Source organism: Streptomyces alkaliterrae, assembly GCF_007097205.2.
Taxonomy (GTDB): Bacteria; Actinomycetota; Actinomycetes; order Streptomycetales; family Streptomycetaceae; genus Streptomyces; species Streptomyces alkaliterrae.
Genome location: NZ_VJYK02000012.1, coordinates 1 through 16,595, shown reverse-complemented (window position 1 = coordinate 16,595; position 16,595 = coordinate 1). Strand labels below are relative to the sequence as shown.

General features: G+C 72.2%; 8 protein-coding genes. 4 read left to right on the top strand and 4 right to left on the bottom strand.

Features of this window, described 5'->3' with window-relative positions; translation table 11 throughout:
- The first annotated feature begins 91 nt into the window (after positions 1-91).
- The 4 genes from FNX44_RS02435 to FNX44_RS02420 are packed head-to-tail and all read left to right on the top strand — an operon-like array spanning position 92 to position 12,959.
- Positions 92-1,354, top strand: coding sequence for a cytochrome P450 (locus tag FNX44_RS02435; RefSeq protein WP_143646238.1), 1,263 nt, complete (start codon positions 92-94; stop codon positions 1,352-1,354).
- Positions 1,351-3,486 (top strand): beta-ketoacyl synthase N-terminal-like domain-containing protein, encoded by a 2,136-nt coding sequence (locus tag FNX44_RS02430; protein WP_143646237.1) that lies wholly within the window; start codon positions 1,351-1,353, stop codon positions 3,484-3,486. Before FNX44_RS02435 ends, FNX44_RS02430 begins: the two co-directional genes overlap by 4 nt.
- Positions 3,479-10,300: an SDR family NAD(P)-dependent oxidoreductase gene (locus FNX44_RS02425; RefSeq protein WP_323369025.1), complete on the top strand. Its 6,822-nt coding sequence runs from the start codon at positions 3,479-3,481 to the stop codon at positions 10,298-10,300. Before FNX44_RS02430 ends, FNX44_RS02425 begins: the two co-directional genes overlap by 8 nt.
- Positions 10,284-12,959, top strand: coding sequence for an amino acid adenylation domain-containing protein (locus FNX44_RS02420; RefSeq protein ID WP_323369024.1), 2,676 nt, complete (start codon positions 10,284-10,286; stop codon positions 12,957-12,959). Before FNX44_RS02425 ends, FNX44_RS02420 begins: the two co-directional genes overlap by 17 nt.
- Before the next feature lie 94 nt (positions 12,960-13,053).
- Here the strand turns inward: FNX44_RS02420 and FNX44_RS02415 are convergent, their stop codons facing one another.
- The 4 genes from FNX44_RS02415 to FNX44_RS02400 form a co-directional block, all read right to left on the bottom strand.
- Positions 13,054-13,845, bottom strand: coding sequence for an ABC transporter permease (locus FNX44_RS02415; protein WP_143646235.1), 792 nt, complete (start codon positions 13,843-13,845; stop codon positions 13,054-13,056).
- On the bottom strand, positions 13,842-14,834 hold the full coding sequence (locus tag FNX44_RS02410; RefSeq protein WP_143646254.1) for an ATP-binding cassette domain-containing protein: 993 nt from the start codon (positions 14,832-14,834) through the stop codon (positions 13,842-13,844). Before FNX44_RS02410 ends, FNX44_RS02415 begins: the two co-directional genes overlap by 4 nt.
- 107 nt (positions 14,835-14,941) lie before the next feature.
- Complete coding sequence (locus FNX44_RS02405; protein WP_143646234.1) at positions 14,942-15,787, bottom strand: DUF4097 family beta strand repeat-containing protein; 846 nt, start codon at positions 15,785-15,787, stop codon at positions 14,942-14,944.
- 155 nt (positions 15,788-15,942) lie between these two features.
- A complete protein-coding gene (locus tag FNX44_RS02400) occupies positions 15,943-16,464 on the bottom strand; it encodes a toxin-antitoxin system HicB family antitoxin (RefSeq protein ID WP_143646233.1) in 522 nt (173 codons plus the stop codon).
- Positions 16,465-16,595 lie beyond the last annotated feature (131 nt).

Sequence of the window (16,595 nt, the reverse complement as noted above, 5' to 3'; positions counted from 1 at the left end):
TGCGGCCCCGCGGGCCGACACCCGCACGACGACGTACCAGAACTCCGATCACGCACGGCAGGTTCCACATGCGTATACCCGAAGGTTGGAAATGACAGGCCGGAACAGCGAGAGCGAGTCGGTGTGCCCGCTTTCCCTCGGATATGACTTCTACCGGGACCCGCAGCCGGTCTACCGGGAGATCAGGGGGAACGGCGGCAAGCCCACCGAGATCGTTCTCGAGACGGGGATGGCATATCTTCCGCCGAACCTGAAGGCGTGGCTCGTCACCTCCTACGAGGACGTCGAGTTCGTCCTCCGCGATCCCCGGTTCCGTAAGAGCATCAACGAGGCTATGCCGCTCTTCGCGGCGAACAGCCCGGCCGGGGCGCGGGCCCAGGGCCGGAGCTCGCTGCTCTACGACAACATGGCCAACAACGATCCACCCACGCACACCGCGCTGCGGAAGCCGCTCAACGGCGCCTTCACCTCCCGTGCGATCACGACGAAGCGCAGGGTCGTCGAGGAACTCGCCGAGGCCGCGCTGGACGCCGTCGCGGGTACCACCGACTTCGACCTCGTCCAGGACTTCGCGTTCCCGTACTCGATATCCGTGATCTGCGACACCCTCGGGGTGCCGGCCGAGGACCGTCGCGAGTTCCACAGCTGGGTGCAGACCATCACTGGTGAGGCGACGCCGGAGGCACTACGGCGCGACGCGGCTAAGATGGTGGACTACCTGTCCGAACTGCTCCGGCAGAAGCGGTCGGGCGGCGCCGAGGACGTCCTGTCGCTGCTCGCCCGCTCCCTCGACGAGCCCCAGGCCGTGGCACAGGCATACGCGTTGCTCGCCGCGGGTTACGAGACGACGGCCAATCTGATCGCCACCGGAATGCTGACGCTGGAGGCGAGCCCGGAGCAGAAGAAACGTTTGTGGTCGGATCGTTCGCTGGTACCGGGCGCGGTGGAGGAGATGCTGCGGCACCAGTCGCCGTTCAACCTCTCGCTGTACCGCTACGTCACCGAGACCGCTGTGGTGGGCGGCACGGAGATACCGGCGGGGTCGATCGTCTTCCTGGCCTTCGCCGCCGCCAACCGGGACGAGGCGCGCTTCGTCGACCCCGACACGTTCGCCATCGACAAGGTCCGGCGCGAGCACCTCGCCTTCGGCGGAGGCATCCACAACTGCATCGGCAAGCACCTCGCCCGGCTGGAGGCGGAGGTCGCCTTCGACGCACTCATCCGCCGCTGCCCCGAACTCGCCGTGCGGACCCCGGCCGAGAGCATGCGCTGGAAGGCGAGCCCGACCTTCCGCGGGCTCAGGAGCCTGCTGGTGGGCCCCGGCCCCGCCGCGACCGCCGAGGAGGAGGCATGACGCCGACAGCAGCGGGGGACCGCGACGCCGGGACCGCGGTCGCCGTCGTCGGACTGTCCTGCCGGCTCCCCGGGGCCGCGCACCCGGGACAGCTCTGGCACAACCTCATGTCCGGGACCGACAGCGTCGGCGAGGCCCCGGAGGGACGTTGGGAGGCCCGGATCGCGCCTGCTCCCGCCGGGGTCGACAGACCGATCCGGCACGGCGGATTCATCGACGGGATCGCCGAGTTCGACGCCGCGCTGTTCGGCGTCTCACGGCGCGAGGCCGAGCACACGGACCCTCAGCAGCGGCTCCTCCTGGAGCTGGCGTGGGAGTGTCTGGAGGACGCCGCGATCCGGACCTCGGACGTGCGCGGCCGGCAGTGGGGCGTCTACGTGGGGGCCTGCGCCGACGACTTCCGGCTGCGGTACTTCGCCTCCGGACGGCTGGACCGGTACGGACACATGGGCACCAGCCGAGCGCTCCTCGCGGGACGCCTCTCGCACCACTTCGGGCTGTGCGGTCCGAGCGAGGTGGTCGACACCGGTCAGTCGTCCTCGCTGGCCGCGCTGCACCGCGCGGTGTCGGCCCTGCGACTCGGCGAGTGCGAGGCCGCGCTCGTCGCGGGCGTCAACCTCAACCTGCTGCCGGACGTCACCGACCAGATCCAGCTCTGGGGCGGCCTGTCCGTCGACGGCCGCTGCCGCACCCTCGACGAGAGTGCGAACGGCTACGTCCGGGCGGAGGGAGGCGGCTGCGTTGTCCTCAAGCCGCTGGAGGCGGCCCTGCGCGACGGCGACCACGTCTACTGCGTGATCGCCGGCAGCGCCGTCAACAACGACGGTGGCCGAGCCGAGCTCGGCGTCCCCTCGCAGGCCGCGCAGCGTGCGGTGATCGAGGCCGCCCACCGGGCCGCCGGCGTGACGCCCGCGGACGTGGCGTACGTCGAGCTGCACGGCACGGGCACGCCCGTGGGCGACCCGGTCGAGGCCCGGGCCGTCGGCGAGGCCATAGGCAGCGGGCGCCCGCCGGGCGACCCGGTCCGGGTCGGGTCCGTCAAGACGAACATCGGGCACCTGGAGTCCGCGGCGGGCATCGCCGGATTCATCAAGACGTGTCTCGCGCTGAGCCACGGGAAACTGCCGCCGAGCCTCCACCACCGGCGCGCCCCGGCGGACCTGCCCCTCGACGAGCTGAACCTCCGGGTCGTGACCCGGCCGGAGGAGTTCCCGCGGCCCCACCGCGGGGTCGTCGGAGTCAGCTCGTTCGGGATGGGCGGCAGCAACGTCCACGTGGTGGCGCGGCCTTCACCGGTCGAACGGCGCCGCGAGCCCCCCGGCGCCGTCGACACCGTCTGGTGCCTGTCCGGCCGCTCCCGGGAAGCGGTGCGCGCGTCGGCCGCCGCTCTGCTCGACCACCCCTTCCCCGAGGACCGCGCCTCCGTCGCCGACGTCGCGTGGACGCTGAGCCACCGGGAGCAGTGGCGGCACCGGGCGGCGGTCGTCGGCGGTGACTGGGCGCAGCTGCGGGAGGGCCTGGCGAAGGTGGCGGACGGCCACGATCTGGCCGTCCCCGCGAGCTGGCTCCAGGACACGGCACCTGCCCGCTCTGCACTGGTCGCCGTCGCCGGCGCCTACGCCTACGCGGGCGGCATCGCCGATGTGAGGCAGCGGCTGGGCCAGGGCCTGCGCAAGGTGCCGGGTCTGCCCACGTACCCGTTCGAGCGGGAGACGTTCCCCGGACCGCCGCCTCGCACCGTCCCGGCCCTCGACCCGCCGTCGGGGTCGCCCGCCGTCTCAGGTCGCGAAGCCGACGCCGAAGCGGCGTCCCCGGGGGCCGACGTAGCGCCGCCGTTCGCCGAACGCTGGGCGCAGGCCGCCACCGGACCGGGCCGGCAGTGGCTGGTCCGCTCACTTCTGGAGAGGGAACTCCTCGTCGTGATGGGCGAGTTCGACGACTCCCCGGCACGCGTCGACCCGGCGGAAACCTTCCGGGACATGGGTGTCGACTCCATGTCGCTCATCGAGTTCCAGGGCCGGATCGTCGACGCGACGAATCTCGAGATCCCCGAGACGGCCCTCTTCGACCATCCCACGATCAACGAACTGACGGCGTATGTGGACGCCGAGTTGGAGGCCACCCGTGGCTGAGCGGGCAACGCGGCAGGAGGACATCGCGGTCATCGGGATGGCCTGCCGTTACCCAGGCGGGGCGGACACCCCCGACCTGCTGTGGGACCTGGTCGACGGCGGCGAGGACGCCGTCGGCGACTTCCCGACCAACCGTGACTGGCACACCGAGGACCTGTACGACCCGGCCTTCGTACGGCAGGGCGGGTTCCTGCACGACGCGGACCTCTTCGACGCGGCGTTCTTCGGCATCGGCGCAGCCGAGGCGACGGCCATGGACCCCCAGCAGCGCGTGCTGCTGCAGACCACCTGGGAGGCGATAGAACGGGCCGGCATCCTCCCGTCCAGTCTGAAGGGCTCACCGACCGGTGTGTTCGTCGGCCTCATGCCGAACGAGTACGGCATGCCGCTGTGGAGGTGGCAGGACGAGACCGCCGGCTACATGGGCACCGGCACGTCCCCGAGCGTGGCCTCGGGGCGTATCGCGTACCTCCTGGGACTCGAAGGCCCTGCCCTGACCATCGACACCGCCTGCTCGTCGTCCGGCACCGCGATCCACACGGCGGTCCGCTCACTGCGGGCCGGCGAGACGGACCTTGCGCTCGCGGGCGGCTGCACCGTACTGGCCGGCCCCGGCATGTTCGTGGACTACGCGAGGAAGGGCGCACTGTCCCCGGACGGCAGGTGCCGCACCTTCTCGGACACCGCGAACGGCACGGTGTGGGCCGAGGGCGCCGGAGTCCTCGTCCTGGAGCCCCTGTCGAAGGCGAGGCGCCTGGGCCGCCGCGTCCTCGGTGTCATCAAGGGCACCGCGGTCAACCAGGACGGAGCGAGCAACGGCCTGACCGCGCCGAGCGGCAGGGCGCAGGTCAAGGTGATCCAGCAGGCGCTCAGGGACGCCGGGCTCTCCCCGCGCGACATCCAGCTCGTCGAGGCGCACGGCACGGCGACCAAGCTCGGCGACCCGATCGAGGCGAACGCCATCCAGGCGACGTACGGCCGGGAACGAGGCGAGGAGCCGGTCTGGATCGGGTCGTTCAAGTCGAACATCGGACACAGCATGGCGGCGGCCGGAGTGGGCGGCGTCATCAAGTGCCTGATGGCGATGCGCGCCGGCACCATGCCGAAGACCCTGCACGTGGAGGACCTCAACTCACACGTCGACTGGTCCTCGTCGGTGGCGGTGCTCCGGGAGAGCAGGCCGTGGCCGGCCACTGCCGACGGCGTACGCCGGTGCGCCGTCTCCTCCTTCGGCGTCAGCGGAACCAACTCACACGTGATTCTCGAGCACCGGGAGGACACCGAGCGGAGAAGGCCGGAGCCGCGGGCCGAGGACAACTCGGCCGCGTACACGGTGAAGCTCGCGGCCAGGACGCCCACCGCCGCGCGAGGCTACGCGGCGGCGCTCGCCGAACGGCTCGAGTCGGACGACGCGGGGTTGGCGGACTTCGTGCGTGCGTGCGCGACGCAACGCGAGGACCACCCCCACCGCGCGGTCGCCCTCGGCTCGACACCCGCCGAACTCGCCGCCGCGCTGAGGAAGTTCGCGGCCGGGGAGGAGGAGCCCTCGGTCGTGCACGGCGAGGCCCGGAGCGTCCGGCGCCCGGTGTTCGTCTTCCCCGGCCAGGGCACGCAGTGGGACGACATGGCCGTCCGCCTGCTGCGCGAGTCCGAGGTGTTCCGCCTGCGGGTCGAGGAGTGCGCGGGCGCGTTCAAACCGCACCTCGACTTCGACATCATGGAGGTCCTCTCCGGCACGGACCGACGGACCGATCGGGACCGCACCGATGTCGTGCAGCCGCTCCTCTTCACGATGATGCTCGGTCTCGCCGCGCTCTGGCAGTCCGTCGGCGTCGAGCCGGCCGCGGTCGTCGGCCACTCCCAGGGCGAGGTCGCCGCCGCCTGCCTGTCCGGCGCCCTCAGCGTCGAGGAGGCCGCCCGCGTCGTGGCCTGCCGGAGCCGTGTCCTCGAGGAGCGGGGGCGGGGCGGCATGGTTGCCGTCGCCGCCTCCGAGGAACACGCCCTTTCCCTGGCGCGTGAGGCCGGTGCGGATCTGGTGGTGGCGGCCACCAACGGCCCGGAGTTCGTCATCCTCTCCGGCGACGACGAGGCCGGTGTCCAGGCGCTGCTCGACCTGTGCGAGGAACGCGGCCGCTACGCGCGACGCGTCCCGACCAGGTGCGCCTCGCACTCGCCCGTAGTGGCCGAACTCGAGGAGGCGGTCCTGGCCGGCCTCGACGGCCTCCGGGCCGCCGTGAGCGACGTGCCGATGTTCTCGACGGTCGAGGGCCGGCAGGTGTCGGGCCAGGATCTGACGGCCCGCTACTGGTACCGGAACCTACGCGAACGGGTCCGGTTCTCCGACACCATCGCGGAACTGGTCTCGCACGGCTACGACGCCTTCGTGGAACTCAGCCCCCACCCCGTGCTGCTCGGCCCGCTCCGCCGCGTTCTCGAGGACGCGGGCAGCGAGGCCCCGGTGTGCGCGACGCTCAGGCGTGACCAGGGCGGCTACGAACGCTTCGTGACGGCCGCCGCCGAGGCGTACGTACAAGGGCACGCCGTGGACTGGAGCGCGTTGCACCGCGGGCACTGGCCGGAGCACCCGACAGCCGTGGAACTGCCCACTCACCCCTTCGAGGGGCGCAGGTTCTGGCTCCCGACCCGGGCGGACGCGGCCACCGCGGACCACCCGCGAACGACGGCGAGCCGGCCCGCCACGCGCCTCGCGGACGGCGGGCACCCCTTCGTCGACTCCGTGGTCGAGACCCCCGACGGCTCGGTCGTGCTCAGCGGGCGACTCTCCATCCGCAGCCACCCGTGGCTGCTCGACCACCGCGTCGAGAGCACCGCACTGCTGCCCGGCACTGCCTTCGTGGAACTGCTGCTCGCCACCGGCCGCGAACTCGGCTGCGAGGAACTGGACGAACTCCTGCTGCGTGACCCGCTTCCGCTGCCGATGGACGGGTCCACCGTCGACGTGCGGGTGACCGTGCGGTCGGCGGACGCGCAGGGCGGGCGGTCGGCGGCGGTCTTCTCCCGCACTGCGGGCGACACCGCGTGGGCGCACCACGCGGACGGCCTGCTGGTTCGGGCGGAGACGCCCGGGCGCGCGGCCACGGTCGGCGTCAGCGCCCCCACGGACGCCGCCCGGCTGGACGCCGCCGGCCTGTACCCGCTGCTGCGTGGCATGGGCTACGGCTACGGCGACGCCTTCCAGGGCGTGCGTTCCGGGGAGCACCACGGCGACCTGGTGCGTTCCCGCGTGGTCCTGCCGGACAGCGCGCGCGTCAACCACAGCGGCTTCGCCACGCACCCGGCGCTGGCCGACGCCGCGCTGCACGCCGCCGTGGCCTGCGGCCTCCTGGGCGAGCCCCGGCCCACGGAGATCGCGGTGCCGTTCCTGTTCAACGGCGTACGCGTGTACGGCGGTCACGAGACCGTCGAGTGCTGGGCGCTGGCGCGCCGGGTGGCGGAGGACGCGATCACGCTGACGCTCGCCGACGACGACGGCCGGGTCCTGTTCAGCGTCGACCGCATGGTGGTCCGCGGGCTCGCCCTGTCCGGCGGGACGCCCGATCCCGACTCCGCCGCCCTGTACACCACCGAGTGGGCGGAGGTGTCCGACGAGCCCGGTGAGGAGCACCGCCTGTGCGTGGTGGGCGGCGAAGGGCGGCTGGCCTCGGTGCTTCGGGAGACCGCCCGTGGCGGCATCACCATGGCCACGCTCGACGAGGCGGCCCTGGTGCTCCGGGGCCTGCCGGGTAAGTGGCAGGTCGTACTGCCCGCACCGGCCGCCGACCCGCGGGACGGTCACCAGCAGCAGGTGCACGGCTGTGCGGCCTGGTCCCTGGAGACGATCCAGCGGTGGCTGCGCGCCGAGGACCTCGCCGAGCGCGTGCTGCTGACGTTTGTCACAGAGAACGCGATCACCGTCCCCGGCGACGTGACCCACGCGCTCGGCGGCAGCGCGCTGTGGGGCATGGTCCGCTCCGCGCAGACCGAGCACCCGGGGCAGTTCCGCGTCCTGGACGTCGATGGCGCCGCGCTCGACGGGCCGGAAGCGGTGATCACGGCGCTCCGGCGCACCGAGCCGCAGCTGGCCGTCCGCGCGGGCCGGGTCCTGCGGCCCTATCTGTGGCCGCTCGCGACTCCGCCGGAAGCGGCCCTCGACCTCGACGGCGGCACGGTTGTCCTCACCGGCGGTACGGGCACGCTGGGACGCGCGCTGGCGCGGCACCTGGTCACCCGATGGCACGCGCGCTCCCTGGCGCTGCTCAGCCGCAGCGGGCAGGACGCGGCAGGAGTAGCCGAGTTCACCGCCGAACTCGAAGGACTCGGCGCCACCGTGCGAGTGGTCCGCGCCGACGTGTCGGACGCCGAGAGCGTCCACGGCGCACTGGCCGCACTGCGCGCCGAAGGTCCGCTGGTGGGCGTCGTGCACGCGGCCGGTGTGCTCGACGACGCGATCGTCTCGACGATGGCGCCCGACCAACTGCACCGGGTCCTCCGCAGCAAGGTCGACTCCGCCCTGCACCTCGACGCCGCCACACGCGAGGACGAACTGCGCTTCTTCACGATCTTCTCGTCCCTGTACGGGGTTCTCGGGGGCCCGGGGCAGGCCAACTACGCGGGAGCGAACACGTTCCTGGACCAGTTCGCGCGGTGGCGACGCGCGGGGGGACGCCCCGCGAACTCCGTCGCCTGGGGCCTGTGGGCACAGGCGACGGGCATGACCGGGCATCTCGACGAAGCCGATCTGCTGCGGCTGCGGCGCAACGGCGTCGCGCCCTTCGAGATGGCCGACGGCCTCGCCCTGTTCGACTCGGCGCTCGCGGCGGGGACCGCCAGTGTCGTCGCCGGTCGACTGGCGGTGGCGGACGCCACAGCCGACGGCACCGCGGAAGGTCCCTTCCTGCTGAAGGAGTTGGCGCGGTCGCTCGCCCAGCGCGGACCGGCGACGGCGGGCGGGGCACGGGCCGCCGCCCCCGCGCCCGCACAGCGGCCCGCCGCGGCCCCGGCGCCGCCCACCACGACGGCACCGACCGGTTCGAACACGGCGGTCGCCGGGGAGAGCCAGGAGGCGGCGGACGTGCTCGCCCTCCTGCGGTCCGCTGACGCGTCGTTCGACCAGCGGGTGACCGGCGTACTCGGCCTGGTGAGGGAGTGCGTCGCCGGGCTGCTCGGTCTGGAAGCGCGGCGCGTGGACGCCCAGAGGTCCTTCTACGAGATGGGCTTCGACTCGCTCACCTCGATGGAGCTACGCGTCCGCCTCGGCCGCCGGCTGAGCACCCGCCTCCCCGCCACGGTCGTCTTCGACCACCCCACGCCCGAGGCACTGGCAGCCCACGTCGTGGAGCGGCTCGGCCACGAACGGGGCACCCCGGACGACGACGCGGACGGCAGCTCCGGCCAGGACAAGCCCCCCGCCGCCGCGGTGACGAGTGCCGCCGCGGTGACGAGTGCCGACGCGGTGCCGGACGTCGACTCGTTGTCCGAGACCGGGCCGAGACTCCCCGACTCCGCGCCCTTCCCGCTGACCAGGCTTCAGGAGGCGTACCTCGCGGGCCGCGCGGGCGACTTCGAGTTGGGCAACGTGGCCACCTACCTGTACGTGGAGGTCGACCTGGCCGGCTTCGACGCGCGGACCGCAGAGCGGGCCCTGAACCGGCTCGTGCGGCGGCACGCGATGCTGCGCGCCGTGTTCGACCCGGAGGCGGGGACGCAACGAGTCCTCGGTGACGTACCGAACCTGTCGATCCCCGTGGAGGACCTGACCCGGCTCACGGACGCCGAACGACAGGAGCGGCTCGGCGAGATCCACGACGAGCTGAAGGCGTGGAAGTTCGATGTGGCGCGATGGCCGCTGTTCGTCGTGCGCGCGACCCGCGTCGACGACACGGTGACCCGACTGCACGTCGGAATCGACGTCCTCGTCTCCGACGGCGGCAGCAGCGCCCGGCTCTTCGAGGAGTGGGCCGACCTCTACGAGGTACCGGACCGCGAGCTGCCGGAACCGACCGCGACCTACGAGGAGTACGTCGTGCGGTTGCGCGAGCAGGCCGCGTCCGAGGAGATCGAGCCGAGCCGGGACTACTGGCGGGAGCGTCTGGAGAGCCTGCCACCCGCGCCCGAACTACCGCTCGCCGTGCGTCTCGCCGACGTGTCCGAGCCGGTGTTCACCAACCGCTTCCTGCGTGTCGAGGCACCGGAGTGGGAGCGGTTCAGGCAGAACGCGGCCGCCGCCGGACTGACCGCGTCGGGCGCCGTGCTCGCCGCGTACTGCCAGGTGCTCGCAGCGTGGTCCAAGACCACGGACTTCACGGTCAACTGCCTGGTCTCGCAGCGCGGCGCCGTGCCGGACATCGACCTGTCCCAGGTCGTGGGCAACTTCTCCGCGACCAGCCTGCTCGAGGTCCACGTGGATCAGGCTGCTCCGTTCCTCGAGGTGGCCCGGGGTATCCAGCGCCAGCTGCTGTGCGACATGGAACACAGCGCGTACACCGGCCTGGACGTGCTGCGTGACCTCGGACGCCTCGACGCGGGTGCGGGCCGTGCCCGCATGCCGGTCGTCTTCAACAGCACGATCGGCGGCGCCCAGGGCAAAGCCGGCGCGCGGTCCGGCCCGGTGGGCCAGCTCTGCCGCATGGGCGAGGGCGGCACCCCGGTGTGGAGCGGGGTGCGCACTCCCCAGGTGATCCTCGATCACACGGCGTTCGAGGAGAACGGCGGCCTGATCCTCAACTGGGACGTGGTGGAGGACGTGTTCCCCGCGGGTGTCGTGGACGCGATGTTCGCGGCGTACGAAAGGCTGATTCGTGAACTCTGTCGTTGATGTGGCCGACTCCGCGTGGGGTGAACCGGCCTGGCAGCGCGACCCGGTCCTGGGTGCCGTGACGGCGACGTCCGAGCGGGGGCGCCGCGCCGCCCTCGCCGCGGACCACCTGCTCCACCACCGGTTCGTCACCCAGGTGACCCGCACCCCGGAAGCCGTCGCGGTCGTCGCCGTCGACCGGACGCTCAGCTACGCGCAGCTGGCCGACGAGTCCGCCCGGGTCGCCTGTCGTCTCGCGGCCGGCGGCACGGGTCCGGGCGCGCTCGTGGGCGTTGTCATGGAGAAGGGCTGGGAACAGGTCGTCGGTTGCCTGGGCGTGCTGCGCAGCGGCGCCGCCTACGTGCCCGTCGACCCGGGTTGGCCCGCCGACCGCGTCGCGCGCGTGCTCGACGCGGCGGGTGTCGGCACCGTCCTGACACAGCCGTGGCTGCGTGACAGGGTCGAGTGGCCCGGGAACGTCGATGTCCTGCACGTTGACCTGCCGGCACCGGGCGACTCACGCCCCCAGGCCCCCGACGTCGAGGTCGGGCCGCAGGACCTCGCCTATGTGATCTACACCTCCGGCTCCACTGGTGTGCCCAAGGGCGTGATGATCGAGCACGGCTCGGCCGTCAACACCGTCCTCGACGTGAACGACGAACTGTCGCTCAGCTCGGAGGACCGGGTCCTGGCCCTCTCGGCGCTCAACTTCGACCTGTCGGTGTACGACATGTTCGGCCCGCTGTCGGTCGGCGCGGCGGTTGTGCTGCCCGCCTCCGGTGACCAACGGGAGCCCGGCAACTGGCTGGCGCTGATGACCGCATCGGCCGTCACCGTGTGGAACAGCGTGCCCGCCCTGATGGCGATGCTGTGCGAGCACCTGGCGTCGGCGCCCGAGGGCCCCGGGACCGCCCTACCGCCGCTACGCGCCGTTCTGATGAGCGGTGACTGGATTCCGGTGACGCTGCCCGGCGAGGTCTGGCGCCACTTCCCCGACGCCGCCCAGTGGAGCCTCGGCGGCGCGACCGAGGCTGCCATCTGGTCGATCTGGCATCGCATCACACCCGCCGACGCGTCCCTTGGCTCCGTGCCCTACGGCACGTCGATGCGCGGCCAGCGGGTCTTCGTCGCCGACGGTCTGCTGCGACCGCGCCCGCGATGGGTGTCGGGAGAGATCTGCATAGCCGGCGCGGGCGTGGCCCGTGGATATCTTGGCGAGCCGGAACTCACCGCGAGAAGCTTTGTCGTCTCCCCGACCACCGGCGAGCGCGTCTACCGCACGGGCGACTGGGGACGGCTGCTGCCCAGCGGCGAGATCGAGTTCCTCGGCCGCGAGGACATGCAGGTCAAGGTCGGCGGCTACCGCATCGAACTGGGCGACGTGGAAGCGGCGTTGCTCGGCTGCCCCGGCGTCGCGGGGGTCGTCGTCAACGCGCACGGCACCCGCGGCCGGACGAGACTGGGTGCGCACGTCCTGATCGAGGCGGGCGCCGCACACGACGCGGCCGACATCCGGAGGATGGCCGGAGAGGTCCTGCCCCGGTACATGGTCCCCGCCGACGTCACCGTCTGGGACGCCTTCCCGCTGACAGGCAACGGGAAGGTGGACCGGGCGGCCCTCGCCCGAGCGCGCGACGAAGAGTCGGAGACGGAGGAGAGCGCGCCGCCGGCGAACGCGGACGAGGAGCTGCTGCTCTCCGTGTGGCGCACGTTCTTCGACGTGCCCGGCCTGTCCGTCCTGGACAACTTCTTCGAGCTGGGCGGGGATTCGCTGCGCGCCGTGCGTCTGATGTCGGTACTGCGCCGGGAGACCGGCGTGGAGCTGCCAGTGGCGACCCTCTTCGCCGCACCGACCATCCGAGGCCTGGCGCGGGAACTGCGACAGGCGCACGCCTCCGCGCCGCGCTCCCCGGTGGTGCCCGTGCGGACCGGGGGTACGGCCGTACCGCTGGTGTTCGTCCACCCCATCGGCGGCGACGTGCTGTGCTACTCGGAGCTGGCCAGGAGGCTCGGCGACGATCAGCCCTTCTACGCAGTCCAGGCGCCCGAGGCCCGGGAGGGCGAGGCGGCGCCCGGTCTGCTGGACATGGCCGCCGCGTACGCCAGGTCGATCATCCGGGAGGTGCCCGGGGAGCGAGTACGCCTGGGCGGCTGGTCCATGGGCGGTCTTCTCGCGATCGAGACGGCCCGCGCGCTGAGGCGTCTCGGCCGCACAGTCGACCTCGTGGCGGCTGTCGACGTCATCGAGACGCCCGACGGTCTGTCGCGCGCACCGCACACGGAGCGCGAGCTGCTGGCGTGGCTGGGCCGGGACCTGGCCGGACTGACGGGCCGCCCCTGGCGGCCCGCCGACGCGACGGCCTCGCCCGACGCCCTGTACACGTCGCTCGCCACGCACGGAATCCTCCCCGGAGACCTGGGCCTGCCCGAGTTCCGGGAGGTCTACGCCCGCTTCGCCCGCAACGCACGGGCCCTGTACGGATACCGGCCGACAGCCTTCGACGGCCCGGTCAGCTTCCTCCAGGCGGAGTCCGGTGCGGACGCCGACGCGGTCGAGGGCTGGCGTGCGCTGTGCCAGGGCGGCTTCGAGCACATCCAGGTCCCCGGTGACCACTACACGGTCCTCAGGGCTCCGAATGTCGACGTCGTGGCCGAGACGCTGACGAACATCCTGCGCTGAGACCGGCATCCAGGGCCGCGATGAGACAGGGCGTGGGTGGCCGCTCCCCCGTGGCGGCCACCCACGCCCGGGCCGACGGCGCCGCCCGCGCCGCTCACGCCGGGTCGCGGTCGAACCTCGACGTGGCCCAGAGGTAGCCGAGTACGGTCAGGCCGAGGCTCCAGGCGACGGCGAGCCATCCGTTGTGGCCTATTCCGGTGCCGAGCAGCAGCCCGCGCAGGGTCTCGATGGCGGGCGTGAACGGCTGGTACTCGGCGACCGGCTGGAACCAGCCCGGCATCGCGTCGACCGGGACAAACGCGCTGGACAGCAGCGGCAGCAGGATCATCGGCAGCGCGTTGTTGCTGGCGGCCTCCGCGTTCGGGCTGATCAGGCCCATGCCGACGGCTATCCAGGTGAGGGCCGTGGCGAAGAGCACGATCAGACCGAACGCCGCCAGCCACTCCAGTACGCCGGCCCCCGTGGCGCGGAAGCCGATGGTGACGCCGACGGCTCCCACGAGCACCACGCTCAGCACCGACTGGAGCACGCTGCCGACGACGTGGCCGACGAGGACCGAGCCGCGGTGTATCGCCATCGTGCGGAAGCGGGCGATGATGCCCTCGGCCATGTCGTTGGAGACGGACACCGCCGTACCGACGACCGTGCCGCCGATCGTCATCAGCAGGATGCCGGGAACGACGTACGCGATGTACGCGGCGCGGTCCGAGCCGCCACCGCCGATGCCCGCGCTCATCACGTCCCCGAAGACGTAGACGAAGAGCAGGAGCAGCATCACCGGGGTGAGCAGCAGGTTCAGCGTCATCGACGGGTAGCGGCGCGCGTGCAGGAGGTTGCGGCGCAGCATCGTGGACGAGTCGCGCACGGCGAGGGAGAGAGTGCTCATCGGACGGTCTCCTCGGAGGTTTCGGGGACGCCGGTGCCGCCGGTGAGGGCGAAGAACACGTCGTCGAGGTCGGGGGTGTGCACGCTCAGCTCGTCGGCCTCGATGTCGAGAGAGTCGAGCCAGTCGAGGATCGAGCGCAGCTCGCGCTGGCCGCCGTCACTGGGGATGTGGAGGGTGAGGCCGTAGTCGTCCCCGGTGGCCTCGCGCAGGGCATCGGCCGCGAGGCGGTAGGCCGCCGGGTCGGCGAAGCGGAGGCGGACGTGCCCGCCGGGGACAAGCCGCTTCAGTTCCTCGGCGGTGCCCTCGGCGGCGATCCTCCCGTCGTTCAACACCGCGATCCGGTCGGCGAGTTCGTCGGCCTCCTCGAGGTACTGCGTGGTGAGGAAGACGGTGACGCCGTCGGTGACCAGTTCCCGGATGATCTGCCACATGTTGTGGCGGGAGCGCGGGTCGAGGCCGGTGGTCGGCTCGTCGAGGAAGATGATCCGTGGTGCGCCGACGAGCGTCATGGCGATGTCGAGGCGGCGCTTCATGCCGCCGGAATAGGTGGAGGCCGGCTTCTTCGCGGCCTCGACGAGGTCGAAGCGCTCCAGCAGTTCGGCGGTGACGCGCTTCCCCTCGCGTTTGGAGAGGTGGTGCAGGTCGGCCATCAGGAGCATGTTCTCCTCGCCGGTGATCAGCCCGTCGACGGCGGAGAACTGCCCGGTGACACCGATCGCACCGCGTACCGCCTGTGGTTCGGCGGCCAGGTCGTGGCCGCCGATGTGTATGGCGCCGGAGGCGGGGTCGGGGGAGACGAGTGTGGAGAGGATCTTGACGACGGTCGTCTTGCCGGCGCCGTTGGGGCCGAGGAGGGCGAAGATCGAGCCGGCGGGGATGCGCAGGTCGATCCCGTCGAGCACGAGCTTGTCGCCGTAGGACTTGCGGAGGCCGGTGGCGGAGACGGCGGCGGGTGGTTCCGCGCCGTCCGTCCGACTGGACGTGAGCATGACAGGGACGCGCATGGGGTTCTCCCGTTCGGAGGCAGAAGAGGCGGCGAGGCGGGACGCTCGTGAAGCCGGTTGGTGGCCGGGGCCGGGCCCCGAGGCCCGGGAGGTCAGCCCCGGGCGCGGAGGACGTCGATGTTGCCGTGGCGGGTGCGGGCGCGGATACTGACGGTCTCCTCGGCCTCCGCCGGACTCTCCGACGCGGTGAGCGCGTTGCGCACCTGGCCGGAGCCGGAGCTGGCGTCGAGCCAGGCGGCGGTCCCCCGTCGCACGCCCACCTCGATGGAGCCGTAGGACGTCTCCAACTGGACGTCGCCCCGGGCCACGTCGTTCACGCGGAGGGTGCCGTGGGCGGTGGTGGCGACGACCGAGGCCTCCGCGCGCCGGATCTCGATGTCGCCGTTGGCGCCGCTGACCCGCAGCTCGCCCAACGCGGCGCCGACGCTTGTCGTGCCGTGCGAGTTCTTCAGGACGGCCGGCCCGTCGGCGACACCCACGCGCAGACTGCCGGAGCTCGTGCTGATCTCGGCCTTGCCCTCGACGCGGTCCACGTTGATCGAGCCGTGCGACGCCGCCAGGCGCAGCGGGCCGGTCTCCTCGAGGCGGACGTCACCGGCCGAGGACTTCACCCGGACCTCGCCGAGGCGCCCCTCGCCGAGCACCTGGACCCACGGACCGGTCACCTCGACCGCCGAGCCCGTCGGCAGCTCCACCGTCACGTCGACGATGCCGGGTCGGCCGAACAGGTTGCGCTGCTTCGGTGTCCTGACGGTCAGTACGCCGCTTGTGTACGTGACCTCGGTCTGCTCCACCGCCCGGACGTCCTGGTCCCGCTTCGGGTCGCGGGGCCGCACGTCGACGACGGTGTCGGTGCGGTCGGCGGCGCTGAACCGGATGGAACCGGCCTGCAGTTGGGCGGTGGTGGAAATCGGTGCGGGAGTGTCGAAAGAAGGCATGGCTGTCCCGTCCTCTTGACTCTTCGGGGCGTCCCCGCTGGTGGGACGCGGTGGTGTGGTTGAGGTGGTGCGGGGCGTGCGTGGTGCGGGGCGTGCCTGCTGCGGGAGGTGCGTGGTGCGGGTTCTACGTGACCTGGGCGTGTGAGGCTGGGCGGCTAGCGCACCCAGCCCGTGAAGCTCTGGCCGATCGAGTGCGTCCTGCCGCCTGTCGGGCCTGGTCTCGGCCCGCCGTCGACCGCCGCCGACACGGCCCGTACCAGCCAGGCGTTGACCGACAGGCCCTCGCGGCTCGCGGCTTCCTCGGCACGCGCCTTCAGGTGGGCCGGTAGCCGCAGGTTGACCCGAGCGGTACCGCCCTCGTCGCCCTCGGAGTGGGCCACGCCTCGGGACGGCTCGACGGGATACGACACCTCGACGCCGGGGCCGCCCTCGCCGGGCGGCGGTGTCACCACGAAGTCGGGGTCCAGCCCGCGCAGCCGTACGTCGACCGAGCCGGGGGCGAGCTCACGGGTGATCTCGTCCATCGCGGCGGACAGCACGTTGAGCATGACCAGACGCATCGCCGACTCCAGGGGAGTGGTCAGCCGCTCGGCCAGCTCGCGGGCATCCTCGCCACCGGCTTCGGCGGCGACCGCGAGCTCGCGGCGAAGGGTTTCGACATACGGGGTGAGGTCCATGGCGTCATGATGGCACCACGTGGCGCCATGTGCAACCCCTGGTGGTGTCACTGATCGAGTCGTGTGCCGCCAATCAGCTCTGACCTGCGTGAATGTCGAGTCGGTGACGGGTCGGGGGGTGGGGCTGTCTC

Coding starts and splice junctions, on each gene's coding strand:
- FNX44_RS02435 (WP_143646238.1), top strand. CDS start 92: ATGACAGGCCGGAACAGCGAGAGCGAGTCGGTGTGCCCGCTTTCCCTC.
- FNX44_RS02430 (WP_143646237.1), top strand. CDS start 1,351: ATGACGCCGACAGCAGCGGGGGACCGCGACGCCGGGACCGCGGTCGCC.
- FNX44_RS02415 (WP_143646235.1), bottom strand. CDS start 13,845: ATGAGCACTCTCTCCCTCGCCGTGCGCGACTCGTCCACGATGCTGCGC.
- FNX44_RS02410 (WP_143646254.1), bottom strand. CDS start 14,834: ATGCTCACGTCCAGTCGGACGGACGGCGCGGAACCACCCGCCGCCGTC.
- FNX44_RS02405 (WP_143646234.1), bottom strand. CDS start 15,787: ATGCCTTCTTTCGACACTCCCGCACCGATTTCCACCACCGCCCAACTG.
- FNX44_RS02400 (WP_143646233.1), bottom strand. CDS start 16,464: ATGGACCTCACCCCGTATGTCGAAACCCTTCGCCGCGAGCTCGCGGTC.